The 23,127-nt window shown below is 41.1% G+C and carries 20 protein-coding genes; 10 read left to right on the top strand and 10 right to left on the bottom strand.

Translation table 11 applies throughout. From position 1 onward, the window contains the following. Nucleotides 1–228: 228 nt before the first annotated feature. Entirely contained in the window at nucleotides 229–1,080 is an 852-nt protein-coding gene (locus V7K40_RS09810; RefSeq protein ID WP_334958959.1) for an alpha/beta hydrolase, read from the top strand. A gap of 1,423 nt (nucleotides 1,081–2,503) precedes the next feature. Here V7K40_RS09810 and V7K40_RS09805 read toward each other — a convergent pair. Beyond that, nucleotides 2,504–3,241 carry a hypothetical protein gene (locus tag V7K40_RS09805; protein ID WP_334958957.1) on the bottom strand — a complete coding sequence of 246 codons (738 nt, stop codon included), beginning with the start codon at nucleotides 3,239–3,241 and terminating at the stop codon, nucleotides 2,504–2,506. Continuing rightward, nucleotides 3,241–3,873, bottom strand: a complete 633-nt coding sequence (locus V7K40_RS09800; protein WP_334958955.1) for a ParA family protein — start codon at nucleotides 3,871–3,873, stop codon at nucleotides 3,241–3,243. Before V7K40_RS09800 ends, V7K40_RS09805 begins: the two co-directional genes overlap by 1 nt. 282 nt (nucleotides 3,874–4,155) lie before the next feature. Here V7K40_RS09800 and V7K40_RS09795 point away from each other — a divergent pair, with 282 nt between their 5' ends. From V7K40_RS09795 to V7K40_RS09775, 5 genes are all read left to right on the top strand, one after another. Continuing rightward, nucleotides 4,156–5,538, top strand: a complete 1,383-nt coding sequence (locus V7K40_RS09795; protein ID WP_334959200.1) for a cytochrome P450 — start codon at nucleotides 4,156–4,158, stop codon at nucleotides 5,536–5,538. Between the two features lie 457 nt (nucleotides 5,539–5,995). Beyond that, nucleotides 5,996–6,628, top strand: coding sequence for a bifunctional 4-hydroxy-2-oxoglutarate aldolase/2-dehydro-3-deoxy-phosphogluconate aldolase (locus tag V7K40_RS09790; protein WP_334958953.1), 633 nt, complete (start codon nucleotides 5,996–5,998; stop codon nucleotides 6,626–6,628). A gap of 113 nt (nucleotides 6,629–6,741) precedes the next feature. Beyond that, nucleotides 6,742–7,257 carry a L,D-transpeptidase gene (locus V7K40_RS09785; protein WP_334958951.1) on the top strand — a complete coding sequence of 172 codons (516 nt, stop codon included), beginning with the start codon at nucleotides 6,742–6,744 and terminating at the stop codon, nucleotides 7,255–7,257. Between the two features lie 631 nt (nucleotides 7,258–7,888). Next, nucleotides 7,889–8,431: a L,D-transpeptidase gene (locus V7K40_RS09780; protein WP_334958949.1), complete on the top strand. Its 543-nt coding sequence runs from the start codon at nucleotides 7,889–7,891 to the stop codon at nucleotides 8,429–8,431. Nucleotides 8,432–8,537: 106 nt separating this feature from the next. Continuing rightward, nucleotides 8,538–9,101 carry a Uma2 family endonuclease gene (locus V7K40_RS09775; RefSeq protein WP_334958947.1) on the top strand — a complete coding sequence of 188 codons (564 nt, stop codon included), beginning with the start codon at nucleotides 8,538–8,540 and terminating at the stop codon, nucleotides 9,099–9,101. Between the two features lie 17 nt (nucleotides 9,102–9,118). Here the strand turns inward: V7K40_RS09775 and V7K40_RS09770 are convergent, their stop codons facing one another. Both V7K40_RS09770 and V7K40_RS09765 read right to left on the bottom strand, forming a co-directional pair. After that, on the bottom strand, nucleotides 9,119–9,280 hold the full coding sequence (locus V7K40_RS09770) for a hypothetical protein (protein WP_334958945.1): 162 nt from the start codon (nucleotides 9,278–9,280) through the stop codon (nucleotides 9,119–9,121). A gap of 5 nt (nucleotides 9,281–9,285) precedes the next feature. Continuing rightward, on the bottom strand, nucleotides 9,286–10,884 hold the full coding sequence (locus V7K40_RS09765) for an Hsp70 family protein (RefSeq protein WP_334958943.1): 1,599 nt from the start codon (nucleotides 10,882–10,884) through the stop codon (nucleotides 9,286–9,288). Nucleotides 10,885–11,731: 847 nt separating this feature from the next. On the opposite strand from V7K40_RS09765, the gene V7K40_RS09760 reads away from it, so the two are divergent. Next, on the top strand, nucleotides 11,732–13,162 hold the full coding sequence (locus V7K40_RS09760) for a DUF6602 domain-containing protein (RefSeq protein ID WP_334958941.1): 1,431 nt from the start codon (nucleotides 11,732–11,734) through the stop codon (nucleotides 13,160–13,162). Nucleotides 13,163–13,715: 553 nt separating this feature from the next. Here the strand turns inward: V7K40_RS09760 and V7K40_RS09755 are convergent. From V7K40_RS09755 to V7K40_RS09740, 4 genes are all read right to left on the bottom strand, one after another. Next, nucleotides 13,716–13,955: a hypothetical protein gene (locus V7K40_RS09755; protein WP_273766307.1), complete on the bottom strand. Its 240-nt coding sequence runs from the start codon at nucleotides 13,953–13,955 to the stop codon at nucleotides 13,716–13,718. A gap of 206 nt (nucleotides 13,956–14,161) precedes the next feature. Further along, nucleotides 14,162–15,145: a polysaccharide deacetylase family protein gene (locus tag V7K40_RS09750; RefSeq protein WP_334958939.1), complete on the bottom strand. Its 984-nt coding sequence runs from the start codon at nucleotides 15,143–15,145 to the stop codon at nucleotides 14,162–14,164. A gap of 342 nt (nucleotides 15,146–15,487) precedes the next feature. Beyond that, nucleotides 15,488–16,369: an aspartoacylase gene (locus V7K40_RS09745; protein ID WP_334958937.1), complete on the bottom strand. Its 882-nt coding sequence runs from the start codon at nucleotides 16,367–16,369 to the stop codon at nucleotides 15,488–15,490. A 108-nt stretch (nucleotides 16,370–16,477) separates the two neighbouring features. After that, complete coding sequence (locus V7K40_RS09740) at nucleotides 16,478–17,521, bottom strand: glutathione S-transferase family protein (protein ID WP_334958935.1); 1,044 nt, start codon at nucleotides 17,519–17,521, stop codon at nucleotides 16,478–16,480. 17 nt (nucleotides 17,522–17,538) lie between these two features. Here V7K40_RS09740 and V7K40_RS09735 point away from each other — a divergent pair, with 17 nt between their 5' ends. The 3 genes from V7K40_RS09735 (at nucleotide 17,539) to V7K40_RS09725 (ending at nucleotide 21,084) form a co-directional block, all read left to right on the top strand. After that, nucleotides 17,539–17,739, top strand: coding sequence for a hypothetical protein (locus tag V7K40_RS09735; protein WP_334958933.1), 201 nt, complete (start codon nucleotides 17,539–17,541; stop codon nucleotides 17,737–17,739). Nucleotides 17,740–18,263: 524 nt separating this feature from the next. After that, the gene (locus V7K40_RS09730; RefSeq protein ID WP_334958931.1) at nucleotides 18,264–19,751 is read left to right on the top strand and encodes a galactose oxidase-like domain-containing protein; all 1,488 of its coding nucleotides are present in this window, start codon (nucleotides 18,264–18,266) and stop codon (nucleotides 19,749–19,751) included. Between the two features lie 214 nt (nucleotides 19,752–19,965). Further along, the gene (locus tag V7K40_RS09725; RefSeq protein WP_334958929.1) at nucleotides 19,966–21,084 is read left to right on the top strand and encodes a hypothetical protein; all 1,119 of its coding nucleotides are present in this window, start codon (nucleotides 19,966–19,968) and stop codon (nucleotides 21,082–21,084) included. Nucleotides 21,085–21,222: 138 nt separating this feature from the next. Here V7K40_RS09725 and rbsK read toward each other — a convergent pair whose 3' ends face one another. Beyond that, nucleotides 21,223–22,155, bottom strand: coding sequence for a ribokinase (gene rbsK, locus V7K40_RS09720; RefSeq protein ID WP_334958927.1), 933 nt, complete (start codon nucleotides 22,153–22,155; stop codon nucleotides 21,223–21,225). 260 nt (nucleotides 22,156–22,415) lie between these two features. Beyond that, nucleotides 22,416–23,090, bottom strand: a complete 675-nt coding sequence (locus V7K40_RS09715) for a tetratricopeptide repeat protein (RefSeq protein ID WP_334958925.1) — start codon at nucleotides 23,088–23,090, stop codon at nucleotides 22,416–22,418. Nucleotides 23,091–23,127: the final 37 nt, after the last annotated feature.

Below are 23,127 nucleotides of genomic sequence, written 5' to 3'. Positions count from 1 at the left end.
AACTTTTTTTGATACCAGGAATTCTGCGGGAGGGGGGAGTGAGGAGTTAGGAGCAAAGCCGAAGACGCTCCGCCTCCGGTTAGGAGTTGGGAGTTAGAATGTTTTGATAGCCGCTGGTCTATGTTTTATATATTACAAGTAATACCTCAGCGTGTTAGCTTGTGTAATTTTGTTGTTTAACAAAATCAGCGATGCGTGGAAGCAAGCTAGTACGATAAACTAAAGTTTATGTTTCCGAATTTTCTTCCTACAGCAGTTGGGCAACTGACAGAATCTGCCTCGATCGCACTAGCTCGAAGTATTCAAACAACTGCGATCGCTACTCCCTTAACTAATCAACCAGTTACCACAACCTATGTCAAGCAAGGGAGTGGTGGAACTCCTATTTTATTAATTCACGGCTTTGACAGTTCCGTATTAGAATTTCGTCGGCTTTTGCCACTGCTCTCTGGAGATAATGAAACTTGGGCAGTGGATTTGTTGGGTTTCGGGTTTACAGATAGACTCTCAGAAATTGCTTATAGCCCAACTGCAATTAAAACCCATCTTTATTATTTTTGGAAAAGCCTGATTAACCAACCTGTAATTTTGGTGGGCGCTTCGATGGGGGGTGCGACGGCGATTGATTTTACACTGACTTACCCGGAAGTAGTAAAAAAGCTGGTGTTAATTGACAGTGCTGGTTTGACAGGTGGTTCACCATTAAGTAAATTAATGTTTCCCCCGTTGGATTATTTAGCAACTCAATTTTTGAGTAATCTTAAAGTGCGCGATCGCGTTTCGCGCATTGGATATAAAAATCAAAGTCTTGCCTCTCTTGATGCGCTGTGTTGTGGTGCATTACATCTACAAATGCCCAGTTGGCATCAAGCTTTGATTGCTTTCACTAAAAGTGGTGGTTACAGTGCTTTTAGATTTAAAACTTTATCACAAATTGTGCAACCAACGCTAATTATGTGGGGCGATTCCGATAAAATTTTAGGTACTAGGGATGCCACAAGGTTTAAAAGGGCAATTCCACACAGTACTCTCGTCTGGATTCAAAATTGTGGTCATCTCCCACACTTGGAACAACCATAAATTACCGCGCAGCACATTTTAGACTTTCGAGTTGAATTGTAGTTCAAACCCAAAAAATCTGATGCATCTATTGCAACTTATTAGGTATATTTGGGGAGAACATGTCAAGGTAGCACAACTATCAATAATTTTTTGTAACGCCCAATTGTAAAGTTTTTCATCTATTGCTAATGGCTTCTGTCAGAGCTATTATTTTTCTCTTTAATAGTGTTACGCTCACTTAATTTTAGGCAACTCTGTAGCTAGAGCGATCGCAAATCTGTCTTTCAAACAGACAGCAGATCATTAGGGTAGATGTTGAAATTTACTAGAAAGTCAGTTTATAAAGAAATAGCTATGAGAATAGAAATAAATAATAGTCTCAATGCCTTAAAAGCATTAAGCATTGCTTTTGTTTTCATCTGGCATTTACGACCATTTCAATTTATTATAAATGATTCTACTCATGTTATTGACTTATTCTTGCTAAAATTATGAGAGATTTGGAGCTGCAATTATCTTTAACAGCCGTTGCGATTTTTTATATTGTTTTTCTTTAGTTATTTTTTCAAAAGTCTGGCGGCGTCAGATACTTTCAAAAAAGAATTACTAGGTTAATTAAAATTTATTTTAGGTAATTGTTCAGAATCTATTTTTTATTATAGCTACGAGAGAAATTCCTAATTTTTCATGGCAACTTATTGCAAGCTTAGAACCAAGCTTACCAATTGTGGGTGATTCAGTTTTCTATTTTCTATTTAATCTAATTTGCTTGACAATTTTGGGCTTTTTATATCAAATCATTAAATTGCATTCTTTCAGAAGAATTATATCTGATACAATAGTATTATTTTGTTTATTTTATTTTGAAGCCAGTTGCTTACTAAATTTCAGTATTCCTTATCATTGGCTAATAAATTTTGTTATTTATATTCCCATAGCTTTTTACTTAGTTAACTTTCTTGATAAAGTATTAAATTTCAAATTTTACTACCTAATAGCATTTATACTTTTTTCATTTCATGACATTTATTTACGTACATATGGCTATTACTCAAGTATCTATGGAAGAATTGCAATTATTTGTGGAGCAATAACTATTTTCTGTTATTTTTATTCTTTAAAGCAAATGAAAGAGAATTTCTTAGTACAAAAATTATCTAAATACTCTCTTAGTTTATTTTAATTACATAAATACTGGCAATACTTATTCTTCTGGTTAGTTAAGCATTATCAAGTTGCCATAAATACAGGAATTTTTGGAACTCCTTTGAGTAAAATTTTTATAATTGAAGGATTTTTTGTTGTATTTTTTACTGTTTTATCAATTTATTTATTCAGGTTAACTCGTTTAAAGCAGTTTGTTACCTAGAGCATCGATTCAGCAATCAAAAACCTAACCCCCCAACCCTTGTAGGGTTGGGGGAGCAAAGATTAACTGACTTTAGTCAAGTAACCACATCTCATTAGAACTATCAGGATACTCATTTGGTTGATTTTGAGGTTGATTTTGAGCTAGTGTTTCCGATGACCGATGTGATTTTTTGTAGCTAAGTGGATTGTAATGGTCTTTGACTGGTTTTATAGCACTACTTTCTTTGACAACACTATCAGCATATTCATCTGGTTGATTTTGAGCTAGTGTTTCCGATGGCCGATGTGATTTTTTGTAGTTATATGGATTGTAGTGTTCTTTTACTGGTTTTATAGCACTAGTTTGTTTTACAACAAGTTTAGAATTATCTTCTGCTGTTTGTTTTAAAGCATTCATTTCTTCTATTAGATGGGAGTTTGCTTCTGCAAGTTGCAGTGCTGTTTTTTTGGTTTCGTCAAGTTCTTTTGTTACCTGTTGTACTAATAATTTTTGTTCAGATGCTAATGTTTTTTGTTTAGATAATTTTGATTGCAAATCAGCAATTTCCTGCCCAAGAGATGCTTCATTTTCGTGGCTTTTTTCCAAATTACTTGTCAACTCTTTGACAGTTGCTTCTAAATCAGCCTTAGTAGGATTTGTGCGCTTAATAGAAGTTGACTCAGCAGTCTGTGCTGAGGACTCCTCAGACGAAGCCTGTTCTTCGGCAATTTTTTCTGCTGTAACTTCGATCGCAGATTCACCTTCTGGGGGTGTAAATTTTTGCGCCTCTTCTTGTAATAAGTCAGAGAGACTTTGTTTCTTAACCATTATTTTCTCCAATCACGCTGTAGTTCATCAGCTGCGCGGCGATAGTCTAACTCCGCCTCCCGTGCGTTTCCTCCTCGCCATTGAGTAATTGCTACACCTTCAAGTGCTGCTCGTTCATGAGCTTTATAGGCACGGATGAAGGTATTAAAAGCAGGAATACCTAGTCGAGTCAGAGTGTTTTTCGCTTCTAGTGCTTCCCCGATACTGCGCGTATCAACTTTGGTGAGCAATACCCGATGGGGGGTTCCCAAGGGGATGACGGCTTCCTTGACTGTTTCCACGAGGATGGCTAAATCCATTGCGGCTGGGGGTGTAGGCAAAACTAGATAATCTGCGATCGCAACTACCGCCACTAATGCTTCAGAGCGCAGCGCGGGAGGCGTATCCACCACTACTAAATCGTACCCTGTTATCTTTCCTAAATCACCTAAAAGTGTGGGATCGGTTTCTTGAGATAAATCAAACCCCATTCCCTGCTGACTGCGCCCAAACCACCAACTGGCAGAACCTTGAATATCTGCATCAATCAGCAGCACCTTTTTTTTCTTCGCAAAGTTTGCAGCTAGATTGACTGCGGTAGTCGTTTTACCGACTCCTCCTTTACCGTTAAGAATAGCGATGATTTTTGGCACTGCTTGCTTCCGATTCTGCTTCTTGAGTGCTGTTAGCGGTAGCGGGGCGTTTAGCCCGTGCTGAGAGACGCGATTAATCGCGTCTGTACAGGAGTTAGGAGTTATTCTCCTTTTTGTCCCCTGGTCTCTAGTCCCTAGTTCCTAGTCCCTAGTTCTCAGTCCCTGGTGATGAAACATTTTTTATTGGGACTGCCTTACAAGAATATACCGCTTTATGTGACCCTCAAGAACATGAAAACTCGTAACAATAAAATTCAGAAGCCATCAACTCCACAAAATTCTATGACAGCAACTTACAATTTGCCTGATGGGCCTCAAATGCCGCGCTGGCTGCGGATGATCAAGTTTATTCGTCAGCCAGTGAAATATGTGGATGATTTTGCCAAAATCTATGGTGACACCTTTACTATCAAGAGTAGTCGCGCGAATAACCATCTTGTGTACTTTAGTCAACCCCAAGCACTTGAGCAGATTTTTACTGCTGATTCCAGCCATTTTGAGGTTGGGAGGGGGAACATAGGACTAAAATTTTTACTTGGCGATCGCTCCTTTATGTTATCAGATGGCGATCGCCACCAGCGCCAACGGCAACTATTAGCTCCTCCTTTTCATGGCGAAAGGATGCGGGCTTATGGTCAAGAAATCCGTAAAATAACCCGACAGGTGAGTAATGAATGGCAAATTGGCAAGCCTTTTAATATCCGTAAGTCGATGCAAGAAATCACCTTGCGTATTATACTGCGGGTTGTATTTGGTTTGAGTGAAGGACAGCTTTTTGAGGAACTTAGGCGATCGCTAAGTGATTTGCTAGACTTCATCACTTCGTCCGTAATGTCCAGCGCCTTCTTTTTCAGCTTCATGCAAAAAGATTTCGGTGCGTGGAGTCCGTGGGGTTGGATTTTGCAACAACGGCAAAAAATTGATCAACTGATTTATGCTTTGCTTCGGGAACGTCGGGCTGAATCTGAGCAAAATCGCCAAGATATCCTGAGTTTGATGATGGCTGCTCGTTACGACGATGGTCAAGGGATGTCAGATAAAGAATTACACGACGAGTTAATGACGCTGTTAGTTGCAGGACATGAAACTACCGCTTCTGCATTGACATGGGCTTTTTACTGGATTGACCATTTACCAGAGGTGCGTCAGAAGTTGCTACAGGAACTTAACACCATTGGAGTTAACCCCGATTTGAGTAGTATTGCTAAATTGCCCTATTTGACAGCAGTTTGCCAAGAAACATTGCGAATTTACCCAATTGTCATGAATGCTTTCGTGCGGATTGTGAAGACCCCAATTAAAATTATGGGCTACGAACTGCCAGAGGGAACGGCAATAATTCCCAGTATTTATTTAGCGCATCATCGGGAAGAAGTCTATCCACAATCCAAGCAGTTCAAACCAGAACGCTTTTTACAAAGGCAATATTCACCATACGAATATTTACCCTTTGGTGGCGGTAATCGTCGCTGTATTGGGATGGCATTTGCCCAGTATGAAATGAAAATCGTCTTGGCAACTGTTTTGTCAGATTTTCAACTTTCGCTCGTGAACAAACGTCCTGTGCATCCTGTGCGCCGTGGTTTAACTCTAGCTGCACCTGCTGGAATGCAGATGGTTGCAACACCTCAAGTTAAGCGTGCAAATACACCAACCCTAGTTTAGGTAAGTAGGGGAGGCAGTTATCAGCGGCGGCTTCCACCGCTGATAACTGCTATTGGATTAGACGGAACCTCGTAACACACCATCCATCATCTTGATCTGTCGCGGTGTCCTACTCTCCGTGCTAACACACCCTACGATTAATGGATATTTTTTTAATTGAAGTTTATTAACAGCGATCGCACGCCATTAGATTACCACCAATTATTATTTTATTTATCAATAATTAAAAAATATAGCGCCAACCTGTTATTAGGCTGGCGCTGGTTTCTTGATTTAATTTACAGTTAAAAATACTTAAATGAATTTACTAAATTTTCCTGGCTCATTGGCCGCAATCTTATTTAAAATCAGGCGATGTCTACGATGAGCGTAGTTATTGAAAATTAGGTATTAGGAAAACTATTCTCTAGTGCCCCGTCTCCAGTTCCTAGCCCCCAATCCCTAATTGCCAGTGAAAATGCTTAATCAAATTTGGTTATCAGAGTTACAAAAACATCAAGCGATCGCAGTCATCCGCGCCCCTAAAATCGAAGTGGGACAGCAAATGGCAATGGCTGTAGCATCTGGGGGAATACAGTTGATTGAGATTACCTGGAATAGCGATCGCGCTGGGGAATTAATCAGTCAACTACGCTTAGAATTACCAGATTGTACTATTGGCACTGGTACGCTATTCAATGTGCAACAGCTACAAGAAGCGATCACATCTGGGGCGCAATTCCTCTTTACACCCCACTTTGACCCGACAATGGTTCAAGCAGCACAAGAAAAAAATGTACCCATTATCCCAGGAGCGTTGACTCCAACAGAAATTGTTACCGCCTGGAGTCAGGGCGCTAGTTGTGTAAAAGTGTTTCCCGTGCAAGCAGTGGGAGGGGCTGATTACATCAAAAGTTTGCAAGGCCCACTGGGTCAGATTCCCTTAATTCCTACTGGCGGCGTCACTCTAGAAAATGCTAAAGAATTTTTACAAGCAGGAGCGATTGCTGTAGGTTTGAGCAGTGAATTATTTCCCAAAAAGCTTGTCACAGAGGAAAATTGGGAGGCGATCGCATCTGGGGCAAGAAAGCTGATACGACAGTTAGGTTAACTTAGAATCAAATCATCAAAAGTTCACGTCTATTAAAGTAATAGATAAAGAAATAAAGGTGAAAACTGATAAGTTTCTCAAGACTTCATGATTAGAGTGTGAGTGTATCTAAAATGAAAAAACTGATTTCTCCTGACTGGGTGCGTTGCTTACAAATACTCCTCACTGGTACAGCACTGTCCTTAAGTGTTTTTACTACTACTGGAACGAGTGAAGTTTGGGCGAATTCCAAAAATCAAGTGATTGCACAAACAATCCAGACATTACAACAATCGGATCAGCGCTGGATTCAAATTAATCTTTCAAAGCAACGATTAATAGCTTGGCAAGGTGACAGAGTTGTTTATGGAAGTGCTATCTCCTCTGGCAAAAAAGCTACTCCTACTCTTGTTGGTACTTTTAAAATTCAATCCAAGTTCAAAACGACACAGATGCAGGGAGAAAACTACAATGTTCCCAACGTTCCTTATGCAATGTTTTACCAAGGTAGTTACGCTATTCACGGAGCTTATTGGCATAAAAGTTTTGGTACTCCAGTGAGCCACGGCTGTGTGAATCTTGCACCTAAACATGCAAAATGGCTATTCGAGTGGGCATCAATAGGAACACCAGTAGTCATCCAGAAATAGTAGGTGAAGCAGCCAAAAGACAATTTAGAGAAAATCATTAATAACAACAAATCAAGACAATTGAGTGATTCCCAGCAATATTTTATGCTGGGAATCTTCGGAGTCGGAATCACTAAATTTGAAATAAAATATAGAAGAGGGCATTCAACGATTTGCCCAAAGAAATAAGCGTAAATCCTGACAATTCCTGGGTGAAATTACAAATGCAAATATGAATTCGGGGAAAATTTGCATTTAGGCATATTAAATGACAGATTTTTTGTAAAGGTTGTCCTTTGTAATTAGTCATTAGGAATGCGGATTAAACAAAATGCAAAACTCCTGTTTCGTAGGGTGCGTTATGCTCTTGGCTAACGCACCATCCCAATATTTTCGGTGCGTTACCGAAGCCGTAATACTACGAAAGTTGCTCTTTGCTCTTTATTTAATCCGTGTTCCTTAGTGAATAACAAAGCACAAATGACAAATGTGCAAATTGGACGCAGATTAGCTTAGGATTTGTCTTGAGAAGCATTAGCGGATGAATTGCGTAAATCCTCTACAGGAAGCTAGAAGTCGCGGTGGAAATTTGTAGTTTTCCAAAAAACTACTTCACTTCATGATTTTTGCGTAGTTTAGAAGATGAAGCATAATGCAAACCTGGATTCGCAGTGGTGGGATTCGTTCTTCAGGAACTTTTTGTACAGGTGTGGCGCTGATGATGGTGACTTTATTCTCTTGGTCATCACCGTTAGCAGGTACACCCAACTCGACTACAGCAACAGCCACGTCAGTTGATAAAAACGGCATCACTGTATTTAATAATATCAGGCAAACATCCCAACCTCGCTGGATTGAAATTGACCTGTCAGAGCAACGCTTACGTGCATGGAAAGGTAATAAACTTGTTTATTCATACCGCATTTCTGGAGGTAAGCGATCAACCCCTACACCCATAGGTAGATTTCGGATTAATTCTAAGTATCGCACTCACCGAATGCGAGGCAATGGCTACAACATTCCTGACGTTCCTTACACAATGTATTTCTACAGAGGCTATGCCATTCATGGTGCTTACTGGCATAACCGTTTTGGGACTCCAGTCAGCCACGGTTGCGTAAATTTACCTGTTAAGCAAGCTCGCAATCTTTACAACTGGACTACAATGGGAACTTTAGTAGTCGTGCGGAAATAATTGCAATTCTTACCTTAATGTATGGACAGGTGCGTTACACTCCGTGAAAGCGCCTGTCCATATATACTGCTAGACTAAAAACACATTTTCGAGAAATTCAGGAGCTATGAGCGCCACAACTACTCAACGACTTACCCTGGAAGAGTTTCTGAAGCTTCCAGAAACAAAGCCTGCGAGTGAATATATTAACGGTAAGATTATTCCTAAGCCAATGCCGAAAGGGAGACACAGCCGCTTACAAGGTAAACTTTGTGCTGTTGTTAATGAACTCACGGAAAATCAGAAGATTGCCTATGCATTTCCCGAATTACGGTGTAGTTTTGGAGAACGCTCAATAGTACCCGATGTGGCTGTATTTCAATGGGGACGCATACCGTTTACCCTTGATGATGAAGTACCTGATAATTTTGAACTTCCACCAGACTGGACGATTGAGATTCTTTCGCCAGAACAAAAACCCAACAAAGTAATTGGGAACATTCTTTACTATCTAAAGTATGGTAGCCGCCTGGGATGGTTTCTTGATCCTGATGACTTCAGTATTTTGGTATTTCTACCAGAGCAACAGCCAGTACTACTCCAGGGAGAAGATTTTTTGCCTATATTACCAGAAATTGAACTTGCACTAACCGTCAATCAAGTTTTTGGATGGTTAAAAATGGGCGGCTAAAAACAACTCGCCTGGAATCAGAAGGTGCGACGCCGAATAGCCCGCACTTCTCTTTGCACTTGGGCAAGATTATTCCATACACTTTTATTAACAGCTTTGTACCAGTTGTTAAGCGCATCACAGAAGTCAGCATACTTTTGACAAAATTCGCGCAGTTTTTTACGACTGATGATGTGCATTATATCTAGCTCAACTGTGCCACGAGTTGATTCTCCAAAAGCGTATCATTCGTTAATAAGTCTTCAACGGTGATTCGCAAAAAGCCTTGCTCATCAACTTGAAAGAAAATTTTGATCCGATCGCTTCCAGGATATCCAGCTGGTGTCAGTTGGGCAATTGTTCTGGCACCTTCTTGATCGTTGAGGGATTTGACGCTGGTTTCACTACTTTCCAGACGGCGAGTAATTAGGCGATCGCCATCAAAATAAACTTCGGTATTGCCTGTATCTGTTCCCAATTCTCCCATTATTAATTCAATACTAGGCTGATTTTCCACAGAAGCGCCTAAGACTAATTCTACTGGCTGATTCATCGGGTATGCTTGTCCAGCTTTAATCAGAGAATGCCATTTGTGACGCTGGTTGCGGCGATCCCAGTAACGGATACCATAACTGTGATACAGAAAGTCTTTAATTTGTATTCCTTGAGTTAGCTGTAATGCACCTTGAGCGATCGCTTCAAAGGGACGTTCGCAACGGATTTTTTCTGGCTCAAAATACTGTTTTATCCATGTCTGCACTGCCGGCAATTGCACTGTCCCACCAACTAACAAAACTGCATTAATATCAGGAAGTTCTATCCCTTGGCGTCTTGATTGCTGCAATAGTGTCGTCATCGACTCATCCAGTAACTCAAAAAATGCATGTTCTTTGAGGACATTTTCAAAAGTGTCGCGGTTTAGTTCCAGTTCATAGCTTTCAAATGTCTCATCATCAAAATAAACTTCACTTGCTTGGTTTTGGGTTGATAGCTGAATTTTTACCCGTTCCGCCAATCGTGTTGTCAAGGGACTTATCGTCAGTTCTTGAGTTTTGGCAAAGTAATCTACCAACCAATTATCAATATCAGTACCACCCAAATTTTGCCCAGCTTTCGCCAAGACACGGGCAGTTTTGACTTTTTGTTTTGAATCTTCAGCCAAGGACTTATTACCCCACTTGAGGATAAATCCCAGTGGCTTTGTGGTTGCTTGCACGCCTTGATCCAACCGGACAAGGGACAAATCTAAAGTACCGCCACCAAAGTCAATTACCAAGAGAATTTCTTGATCTGCCAAACCATAACCCAAGGCTGCGGCTGTGGGTTCATCCAGCATTCGCACCTGTTCGACGGGAAGGGCTTGACACACGTTCCCCAACCAATGACGATAAGCTTCAAAACTGTCTACAGGTACCGTTAAGACTAAAGAATCTAACCCCCCTTCCAGGGGTGCTAGTTGTTCAATCACCTGGGTGAGGAACCATTGCCCTACTTGTTCAAAGGTGACAATTTGCCCATCTAATTCCGGTAAGAAACCTTGGATATCTGCACCGATGCCCCGCTTAAAGCTGCGGAAAAATCGCGTTTCGCCCTTGAGGTCAAGACCGCGATCGCGTACTTGTTGCCCGACTAATACTTTATTTTGTGTTGCGTCTTCAACATAAACCAAGCTGGGAATCAGTGGCGGATTGAGACTTTGTTTAATTGATAAACCTGGTAGATTCAGGGTTTCTGGCTGCTGGGTTACGGGGTTCCAACGAGCAATGACTGTGTTGCTAGTACCAAAATCGATTGCGATCGCCATATTTTATATCTATTCTCTCGCACGAAGACGCCAAAGTTACTTTATTTTTGATTATTCTCTATAACCCACCAAGAATGCAAATGCGCCCATACGCCTGCTTCTTTGTATCCTAACCCAGATATCGATTCAGTCCGTTGCAGCGAAGTGTTAGCACAGTTAGACAATTGGCTTGTCAGAAAGCATGGAAATCATTGGCTGTAAATGTATAAAAGGAGCAATAAACTCAACAGCAGGCTTTATCATAGTTGCAGTCTTTTTCTTATTGGCATGAGGTGCTTAAACTCACTTCACACGCAGATGCTGAAATGTCATAAATCGCCCCAATCAAAAGTTTTACTTGGTCGCCAGTAGTTAAAAACTCGACGGTTGGTGGTCGATATGCCATCTAGGGTATTAACGCTGGGATAATAATAAATTTATTATTCCTGTCTTTTCCTTGTAGCGTAGCTAGGCTGCAAGGTTATTAGTAAGAGAAGTGGTAGTTTAATACTGAGTAATCAAATTACATCAATTTTTATTAGTGCAAGATGTGAGTATGACAAATGATTCTCAACTGAAGCTCAATGTGACAGCAGCTAGATCCGCTATTGAGACAATCCGAACACTAGACCTCAATGGGACTTCAATTGATGAGATTAAAGAGCTTCTAACGCCAATCTTCCGTGGCTATGTGGTAAAAGCTCCATGCTTTAACCTTGGATTCCCTCTTTACAGTGGCCGCTTAGGAGATAAGTCAGCAAACATTTCGGAACTCAGCTATCCGCCAGCGCGCTTGACTCCGATCGGTCTTGCAAACCGACCAAGAGAACCTGTTCTGTATTGTTGCACGCTATGAGAAGCCGTATTTTTGGAATTACAGCCAAAAGTCGGTGATACTGTTGCTCTTGCCCATTGGGTAACGACCGCCCCGTTGATGGTCAACTACGTAGGATACACACACCGCGTGTTTGATCGCCTTGGAAGTACCCGTCCAGTCCCTAATTGGGGATCGGAACCTGCTGCTCCGACGGCAGATCAACAGGAGATCATAGATTTTCTATCCGACGTGTTCACACAAATTGCCCCACCGGGGGAACAGCAACTTTACAACAAATTGACTGTTGCAGTTGCAGAAAAATTGTTTGCTGGAGATCCCTTTGATGGGCTGCTGTATCCTTTTGTAAGGATGCGTGCCAATGCAGACAACATCGCACTGAAACGTCGTTTTGTGGATGACCATCTGCGTTTTTTGAAAGCTGAGTTCATCCGAATTGACGCAATACGTGAGTTTGATTACGATATTACGCTATTAGATACCGCTCCTGAAATCGCTACTAACGGAACAATCGAATGGTATATAGTCTCTTCTGACACAAAAAAGCTGTTATCGAGGCGATATGGAACCGTCGGATGGCAAGAATTCTTGCGGCAAAAGAAAGACATTCTGAGTAATTACGACTCAGCGAAGGAAAAAAGTGTCAACCGCCCCGTACACACTGAACATGGTTCTGTCGCCGAAGCGAGTTTCCGCAAGTGGTTAAGTGAGTATTTGCCTAAGAAGTACAGCGTCACGTCAGGGTATATCATTCCAGATGTGAGGAGGATGAATTACGTTATACGTCACTATGATGTAATTATCTACTATGTGATGAACGCGCCTGTTTTGTGGGGGTCTAACAATCCTGATGAATCAGAACAAGGTCGTGCAAGGGCGATTCCCGCTAAGTACGTACACGCTGTGTTCGAGGTTAAGGCCGCTCTGACGAAAGCCAGCATCAATGAAGCCGTGAAAAAGCTGAAAGAACTCAATGAGTATGAAGCTCACCTGCCCCTGCATTTTGTTTCCGCTGCCGTGTTCTTTGAGTTAAGACAGAAAGAACAGTCTTCGTGCAAGCTTGCAGAGGGCTTATACAACAAAAACATCCCTGGGTATTTTGGGGGTCTTATTCTTCGGGCCGAAGACTTTGATCCTAACTTAACGGGCTATTACAAGTTCCATACTGATAGTCCAGAAACAATAAACACTATGCCACTAATCAGAGACATCGACAGTTTACAGACAGATGACCAGGGTAATCCTCAACTTACCAAACAAGGTGACGCTGTAGTTGCATATGCACGAGATGGTGTCTATTACTTTGATAAGGGATACGGCCCCATTGTAAAGAACGTGAATTTGTTATGGGCATACAACAGTTTTTCGCTGTTTTTCATTGACCTTCTGGAGAGGCTTCAAGGGACATACAACCCAACGACCGCATCTCAACAAGGTAGTTACGGTCTGTCGTTTAATAGATAAATTCTCGGTTGGAAAAACGATCGCATCTGGAGGTCATGCCAGAGCAGAAGCGAAAAGCTGTTTCAGTAATTGGGTTTTAGATTCTGGCTCCTGATTAGTGTTTACTACAAAGGAAATTGAAAAAAGTTTTTGTTTCAGCTGAGTGCGAGTGAGTAGACACTAGGTATTGATGGGGGTAGAGGCAAAAATGGCTGAAAGGCTTATTATTGCGATCGCCAGGTTTTAAACTGTCAATAAAACAACGTAAGTGACTAAAAAGCTGATTATTTCGTTCACCAATCCAGGCGATTAACCCAGACTTATAAATAAGACACATAGCAAACCTACTTACATAGATTATATTGTTAAACTTCCTGAGCGATCGCTGGAGGAGTTTTGTCGCTGGGTGTACCGCTTCATGGGCAATGCTATTAGGGAAAGGTTCAGCCGTTTCTGCTGTAAAAGGGGAGGTAAAACCTCATCTTGGGCGAAAGTTTAAGTGGATGTACTGGCTAATGAATATTAGTATAAAAACTTGGTCTAACCCGGAACTCCAGTTAGTGGTAGTTCATGCTCAATCTTCACGCCGTAACTGCCATGCTGCACCGCAAGCCGCCCCAGCCCCAGCTAATAATCCGGTACTCATTCCTTGGATAGTTTTTTGGATTGGATCTTGGATTAAACAGTCACTTGTAACTTTACTGTCTTCCAGGCAGAGACTACTTTCTGCCCAACCGGCAGTACCTCCTAAAATTACACCAGTTATACTACAGGAAATAACTAGCAGCAAAAGACGCTGGGTTTTTCTAACCATAGATAGATGTGTCAAATATTAGAAATAGTGATCAACTCTCAATTACTTTACACATTCTTGCTAGCAAATGTCAGCTGGTTTCAAGAGAACTGATCGCTATTCAAAACCTAGACAAGTCTTAAAAAATCTGATTGGACATCGCAAAAGTTAATTTTGCCTGTAATTAAGGATACAACTTATACTGATAAATCCTATAGATCATATTTTTACCTCTTTTGAGGTACTAATACAGGTAGTTGACGGACGCCTGCTACGAATTTGGCGTGTTGTCCAACAGTCAAAACATTGAACTGACTGGATATAAGTTCCAAACTTTTGTTCACTACTGCTAGCTTTTTGTAGGTAGGAACGCTCATTCCAGGGAAGAATGATAGTTCTGGCACATCCTCTTGACTTAAAAAGTCTGTAGGATGGAGTAGCAAAGAAGGCTGGACGCGTGTTATTTTACACAGCCACAGGGCAATTCGCAGGTAGAGTAACGCCACTTCCGAAGAAAATGTACTTAGATACATTATGTAACTGAAGTGAATTGGCACCTTAAAAATTGGCATTGTGGTAACGGGAATCTCAGTGAGTTTATCCTTACCCATCTGCCACTGGTAAGCTTTCAAAGGCTGCAAACCGTCTTTGAAACCACCAAATAAGGCTTCCCGTTTCTTGCGTTCTTCCTTGCTCAGTTTACAAGTCATCAAATAATACGCTCGTGCTATGGGCCCCAAAAATGTGGGAAAAGTCGAAGCATCATATTCGTATCCCCGTCGTGCTAAGACTCTCAATACCGCAGGAGAAAAACTGTATCCAGGCCCCCGGAAGCCAATAGGATGTTGATGAGTGATGCGCTTGATATGTTCTTCGGCTAAAGCCACCTCTTGTTCAATCTCATCCTCTGAATACAGATGTAGCCAAGGATCATGGTAAAATGAATGGTTGCCAATTTCGTGACCAGCGCTAGCGATCGCTTCTAATGCCTTGGTGTTCTTTTCCAGCGCTGCATCCTGACCCACAATGAATACTGTGATTGTCAAATCCCATTGCTGGAGAATATCTAAGAAACGAGGGACTGCGATATCTAAGTAAGAGGGGAAAGTCTCCCAACCCAAAGCGCCCTGATTTTTTAGATAAGACCAAATATTATCCAAGTCTAAAGAAAGACTGGCTATTGGTTTATTTCTTGGTCGCTTCGTTTTCATTATAAGTTTAAGTATTTGGACGATTTTAAGCGTAAATTTAAGTAAGTCTGAGGAACACGGATTTAATCTTCAGCAACTTTAGTAGGGTGTGTTATTACGGGGAGTCCGACACCGAAAGTATTGAGATGGTGCGTTATGTATTAGACTAAGGCACCCTACTAAACACAAATTTTGGATTTTGTTTAATCCACATTCTTTAGCGATGTCTATGACAGGCTATTGGGCGGCGCACCAGCTACAGGATTTATAAATTAGGATCAGCATATTTTCTAGATTCTGATGTTTAATTTATATCATCACTTTCAATAAAAAGCGATTATACAAAAAATTTTCTCAACATCCTCAAATATTGATTTGCTGCCTCTGAGTCAAACACATTGCAACTCCCTTTTCGTAGTAAGCTGCCTCATTAATAAAAATCGGCCAAACGGTAGATGTCCCTTCATAAACAATTGTTTTATCCTCAAAGGTTATAAATATTGGATCTCTTGGATTCAAGGCTTGATAATCCTTGTCCTGAAGTTCTGGATGAATCATCCCAAAGATTGTCCCATCCTGTTTTTTTGGATAGTCCACAACTGATAAATGGTCATAGAGAATCAACGTTTCCTTAGTTGATGGAATTTCACCCTGATTAAACCTTTCTAGATAGTCGAGAATTGCATAAACAAGTTCCTGTGTTTGTTGGAACAGCGTCGCTTTTAAGATACCTTGGGCAATGGGACCAACCTCGATCGCAAAGCCTAATTCACACAGGGAATTTACAAATGGGTTTTCTTCAACTGATTTGAAAGAGCAGCGATAAACCCTAACCAAAGGATTAATCTGGCTTAAATAAGCAGCCAATTTCAAGTTTAAGGGATGACTGTTTACCAAAATAATTGTCAGACCCATATTAGCTGTAGTGCTGTGCAAGTCTAAAATGAAATCTGCTTTATCTACAGTTGATGCTAGCCTATTTTGGATTAATTTAGCTTGCAATTCTTCATAACTGCTCAGATTCGGATCTTGTAAATCTTGCTTGAGAAAACAGCGATTTAAATCCTTCTCTATATATCGCCTCCCCACCGCAAAAGCGTTAGGATTTGCTAACAGGGCAACTGTCTCAAAACTTGGTCTAGTAATCAAGTCGGGAAACTGGGCAAATTTTTGGATTAAGTAGGCCCCCGTAAACTCATTGCCATGAGTTCCACCGACAATTGCAACTCGATTAATCTGGTTCACGATTACACCAACTTTGGAATGCAGCCATTGAGGTATCAGTTTTCAATCTGCCTTATGAGGCATTCACCGAAACAGTGCTAAGTGGGAAGATTCTTAAGTACTACTTACTCAGCCCTCAGCCCTACTGAATTTGCCAATGCGATCGCGACCATGTGGTTGATCAAGATAAGACATATCAGGCCCATCAGGAATGATCCCGCCTGGATTGAGTGGGAATAGGTTCCCGTAGTAGTCCCGCTTCACACTCTCTACATCGCAGGTGTCAGCTACACCTGGAAGCTGATATAGATCACGTAAGTAAGCTCCAAGGTTCTGATAATCTCGAATTCGCTGCCTATTGCACTTAAACAACCCATAGTAGGCACTATCAAACCGAAATAACGTCGTGAATAAACGGACATCTGCAAGTGTGAGATTATCCCCACACAGATATCGATTATTCTGCAATGCTATGTCAATCTCATCGAGAGTTGCGAACAGTTCATTACAGGCTTGATTGTATGCTTCCTGGGTTTGGGCAAAACCGCAGCGATACACACCGTTATTTACCGCGTGATAAATCTTTTCATTCCACCAGTCAATCTTTTCTTTGAGTGCTTCTGGGTAGAGATCGAGTGGGGGATTATTGGCAAACTCGTTAAACTGAGAGTTCAGCATGATGATAATCTCTGAACTCTCATTATTGACGATAGTTTTTGTTTGGTTATCCCATAAAATTGGAACTGTAGAGCGTCCACTGTAACCAGGTTCTGCCAACTGATAAAATTCAGCCAGTGTGCGACAACCTTCTTCTTCCTCGTTGAATATCCAACCGCCTTCAATGGGAGAAGGAGAGACAATACATATTGATATTACCGCTTCGAGTTTTTTGAGCGATCGCACTACCAAGGTTCGGTGCGCCCAAGGACAGCCCAGCCCAACATAGAGTTTGTAGCGTCCCTCTGCTGGTGGGTGTGGATTTCCCTCTTCTTTACCGATGAACTTCCGAAACTGGCTATGAGGACGAATATACGCTCCCGACTGATTGCTAGGAGCAAGCTTTGACATCATGATCTGCCACATACTCGTCCAAACAAACTTTCCTAGCCAGATGATCAGCTTGGGAGGGAGTGTCTTGCCCTTTTTCTTTGAGAGATTTTTCTCGTTATCCATTGGTAGTTGAGTTGCTCATGGCAACAATCTTGCTTTGGGAGCGATTGACGTTACCACTGTTTCTCCTAAGTAGGTTTCCATGCTTACAACCCACTCTAAGTTTTACTACTTTACTTTACTACGCTTTCCCTATACTTTGTATTATACTGATTGCAAAAAATTTCTCAGCTAATCGTCTCAAAGGAGCGATCGCAGCCGAAAGCGATCGCCACATCTAAAACTAAGTCTAAGCATTGCTTCCTAAAAAACCTACTTTCCCCAGTTTAATTCGTGTATCTGCTGTAGTAAATTACCAATTAATTTAGCAAAGGTCTTAATGCGGATGTTGTGAGCCTCTTAATTATATTAAATATATTCTAAGTATAAAATTAGACTTAATAAAAAATTTAAGATTATCAATAAGTAATAGTATTTAAAACTTAGTCATAATTCGAGGTCGGAAACACAATTTTTAAGCTAGCGATGTCCAATGGCAAGCTGTTTGGCGTTTATGCATCGTATTTAAAAGCATCTTCAGCCTTACCTCAAAAACCCAGTACAAGGCTTAATTAGATACTTTACAGCATGGATAATTGTCAGTGTAATTACTATTAATTAAACGGATTTAACATTATCTTGTTATAAAAAACATCACATCTTAACACTAAATAAGCCTAAATAAGCCCAAAAAAGGATAGATATAATAGTGAAATTACTGAAAAAACAAAAACATAAAACTTACGTAGGAACAATTGTAAATTAAGTGACTCAACCTAATAATAAGACTGACCTTCAAGAGAAAACGGATGTAGGAACTTTCATAGCTCAGGCTACTACCACAGATAAATGGCAAGTATTGTCGTACAGCGCTCCAATCCTACCTATGCATGCTGCTCTACTTCGTACTGGTAAAATATTCTTTTTCTGCGGTTCAGGTAATGATCCGGCTCGGTTAAATACTCCTTATGACAGTGTGGTTTGGGATGTGACTAAAGGAACCTTTTCCCGTCAAGCGCCTCCATTGGATGATAATAATCAACCTATTGACCTTTTTTGCGCTGGTCACTCCTTCCGTTCTGAGGGTCTGTTAATGGTTGCGGGTGGAACTCTGCGCTATGACCCATTTTGTGGTTCACCCTCTGCTCTGATGTTTGATCCCATTACCGAAAAATGGGTCAAGAAGCCATCAATGAATAATGGCCGCTGGTATCCTACTGTGTTAACACTAGGCAGCGGTCGGATCTTTGCACTGTCTGGACCGGATAAAGATGGCAAGCTCAACAGACAACCAGAAATTTATTCTGTTACATTTCCAAATGGTTGGAACGCTTTTCCAGCAACTAGTTCTATCCCAGAATACGCGAACTTATTTTTACTAAGTAATGGAAACATCTTTTATTCAGGTGCTCAGATGGGCGGCAACAATGGAGTAGCGCCAAGGATACTAACCGTACCAGGAACATTTACACAAACCATGACAGAAAAAGTGGTAACAGGACTGCAAAACTCAGGTTCCTGCAATCAAGCTACCAGTGTGCTTTTACCACCAGCACAAGACCAAAAAGTCATGATTATCGGTGGGGGTGATAATACTACAGCAACAAACAGGGTAAATATTGTAGATTTAAAAGCTACTAACCCAACTTACGTAGCAGCAAAGTCTCTAAACTATCCTCGGATGCATCTGAGCGCAGTTTTGTTGCCCGATCGCACAGTGTTTGTTTGCAATGGTAGCAAAATGAGTGAGGACACAAAACAATCAATGCTGCCAGCAGAAATCTACAATCCAGCCACAAATACCTGGACAGTAGTAGCTAAACAAAATGTCCCCCGCGTATATCACTCAGTGGCCTTGCTCCTGCCAGATGGTAGGGTAGCAACAGCTGGAGGTAACCCCGCGCGGACTGTCAATGAACTGCGATTAGAAATTTACAGTCCTGCGTATATGTCGCGGTCACGACCAATCATTCAGAGCGCTCCTCAAACATTGAGTTACGGGTTGCAATTTACGATTCAGACACCCCAAGCTGGGAATATTAAATGGGTTAGTCTGATTAGACCAATGGCAACCACTCATTCCTGCGATACAGAACAAAGGTTAGTGGATCTACCGATTAATTCTCGGAACGCTACTTCTCTCAAGGTCACGGTAACAAACAATCGAAACATAGCGCCACCAGGCTGGTACATGCTTTTTATTAGTGACAATAATGGAACACCATCAGTAGCAACCTGGACGCGATTATTTTAGCCTTAGAGGATATTTTAAAAGGGTCTTTTGCTCTCCTAGTTAGCACAGCAAGGTATCTCAATACATGGCTAAAACCTTGATTTATCATCGAAGTTAACTCAAGTGAGAACAGCAAAATTATAGATTTTAGGACTTTTAAAATATCCTCTTACACGTTAATGTTCAATACATTGCATTTTACGCAATAAAAGTCATTAATTCTAGGAGTAGAAATATGAATTACAAGCTATCACGTCGAAAGTTTGGTCAGTTGGCACTTGCTGGAACTATAGTATCTGGACTTAGTTATCTAACTAACAAAGCCTTGGCGCAAACACCAAGTTTTAAAATTATAGGTATAGGTTCTGGCTCGATCATCAGCAGTGACCAAACGGCTATTCCAGAGGTAAACACCACTGAATTAGACAGCACTGCCTCAAACAATGTAGTCACAGATGTTAAGCCTGTAGGGCTAGGACTAGTTTTGCAATCCTTTGGTTTGCAATCCTTAAATACAGGAAAGGTTCAGATTGTAAGTCCACTAATCTCTCAGATACTTGCCCAGCACGGTACAGCTTTAGTAAAGTCTAATGATGCATTGAATGTCTTGACTTCTTTAAGCGATGGCACACTTACCGATCGCATTACAGATTTGACTAACGGGATATTAAGTGGCATCACTCCTTCAAGCAATGGCACAAGCGATAGCGTTAAACCTTTAGTAGAGGCTAACGAGACATTGAGTGGTTTCACTTCTTTAAGCGATGGCACACTTGTTGTAGCCGTTACTCCTGTTAGCGCTAGTAGAAGAGAGAAGACACCGACTCGCATTACATTTTTGAGTACGCCTGTAAAAACTTTGACAGTCTCAGGACTTAAACAGACTCAACAGCTTGGGAGCTTGGTTGGCACTAATGATGGGCGACTCATCGGTCTAGTAAATAAGAAGAACGGTACACCGCCGATCAAATTGGTAGATATTGACCTTGAAACAGGAGAGATCAGTGTTATTAGTAAAGTAAAATTGCCGAACGATGAGCGAGTCAGCAATCTAGCTGAATCCCCAGATGGAAAACTCTATACGTCCTTAGTTGGACCAGGTGGTGAAACAACTCTGGTGCAGCTAGATTCAAATCAAAAAAATCCGATCAGACTGGCACAATTGAAACTTAATGGTAAAGCATGGAATAATGGCTTACAAAGCTTAGTTTGCTCTGCAACAGGTCAACTCATCGCTTTTGGAGCGCTGAGGTATGAGACACCTAATGTTGTGTATAGCGTAGATAAGAACAGTGGAAACATGACTCGGCTACAAGACTTTGACGCTGCTCAGATTACGCTTGCTCGTGGGTAGAAGGGATTGAGCCGATATCTAGCAAAAAAGTGCCAAGCCCTCATCTTGCCTTGAGGGCTTTTTATTACCATTGATTGCTACACCTTATTATTAAGAATATTTTGACTATTTTAATTGATTGACAAAAGGCGCTTTATTCTAACTTCTCACAGATGCCCTTTCCCTAAGAAACGCATCAAATGTAAACCTATCCGGTAGCGAAGTTTGGGCGCCTGGTTTTGTTGTCGCCAAAGCACCTGCTGCTGCACCCCAAATAACTGCCTGATGTAAAGAAAGTCCTGCAAAAAGTGCTGCCGTTAAGCCGCCATTAAAAGCATCGCCAGCAGCTACTGTGTCAATCGCATGAACTGGAAACGCGGGTACAAAAAACTTTTCCTCAGCAGTGGCACAAAAAACACCTTTAGCACCTAGTTTAACGATCGCACATTTGACACCCCGTTGTAATAAAACTCCAGCTGCTTTGGCTGCAAGTTCTTCTCCATCCACAGGAAAACCCACTAACTGCGCTGCTTCAACTTCATTCGGTGTGATAATGTCCACTAACGGGTAAAGTTCATCGGGGAAATCAGATTGTGCGGGTGCAGGGTCGAGAATTACGGTTATTTTAGTTTTTCTTGCGGCTTTAGCGGCTGCAATCACGGCAGTAATCGAAATTTCTAATTGTAAAAGCAGTGCTGTAGCTTCTGGTAATAAATGGGACAATCGTTCTACATCTTCTTGATTGACACACCCATTTGCACCAGGAATTACAATAATTTGATTTTCACCAGCATGATTTACGGCGATGATAGCAACTCCAGAACTAACAGTCTCATCCACGAAAATATTGTCAATCTGCACACCAGATGCTTGCAAATTGTTGACAAGTTCCACACCAAAATTGTCTGCACCTACACGCCCCACCATTTGGGTAGGAATTCCCAATCTTGCTAATGCTACGGCTTGATTAGCTCCTTTACCTCCCGAAACTTGAAAAAAGTTTTCTCCCAGCAACGTTTCTCCTGCGACTGGCAACCGGGGTGCTGTTGCTACCAAGTCTATATTTAGGCTGCCGAAGACGATAATGCTCATAATGGGTTATTTTGTTGATCTTAAAGTCATTTAGCCTAATATTACAGTCAGCGATCGCAACTGTTGTTTTGGCAATTGTAGAGGTCGAATATTTGCGATCCCATTTTTTGATTTTGACGCGAATATTATTTGGTATAAACTAAAAAAATAATCTTGTTACTCAGTTAAATCTAAATCACTCTGAGCATTTAAATTTCTCTGAACCTTATTTGCAAGGAAAGCAGGTTTCTTAACGCTTCTATATTACCCTGAACAAATTACTAACGCTGAACTTGCTGAATCAGGGCTTGTGTTTGTTGATAAGCTTGGGTATCACCTTTTTTAAGAAATAATCTTGCAGCTGACTGAAGGTCTGTGACAGCACTCTTACTATCTCCTAAAGCATATTTTGCTAGTCCTCGATTGCCGTAGGCATCAGCTAGGTTGGGATTGATTTTTAGTGCTTGGTTAAAGTTTGCGATTGCTTGTTGATGATTTCCCTGTCTAAAATGAGCTAGTCCTAGATTGTAATAACCATCTTGTGAAGTTGGATCAATTTTCACTGTCTGATTAAAGTCGGCAATGGCTTTCTGAAAATCTCCTATTTCTACATAAGAGATTCCCCGACCATTATAAGCATCTGTATGGTTGGGATTTAAACGCAGCGCTAGGTTAAAGTCAGTAATTGCTGCACTGAAGTCTTTTAATTGAGATTTAGCCAAACCTCGAAGGCAAAAACCCTCATAAAATCGTGGATTCAGCCGCACTACAAAGTCAAAATCTGTGATCGCTCCTTTGAAGTTGCCTTGCTCAAGCTTTTGCACCCCTTGGTTATAGTAATCTTGAAAGTTTGCCCCCTTCAGAGGTATTTGTGCTTCTTGTGCATAAACAGCAGGCATTACACTCAGTACACTTGTTATTCCCAAGAGGGCTATTGTTCGCTTGATATGGTTCATGGCTTTACCCCTTCATAACTTGCAACACAACGTTGGA

It is taken from the genome of Nostoc sp. (assembly GCF_036917195.1).
Classification (GTDB): domain Bacteria; phylum Cyanobacteriota; class Cyanobacteriia; order Cyanobacteriales; family Nostocaceae; genus Nostoc.
This window is presented reverse-complemented; position numbering and strand designations above follow the sequence as displayed.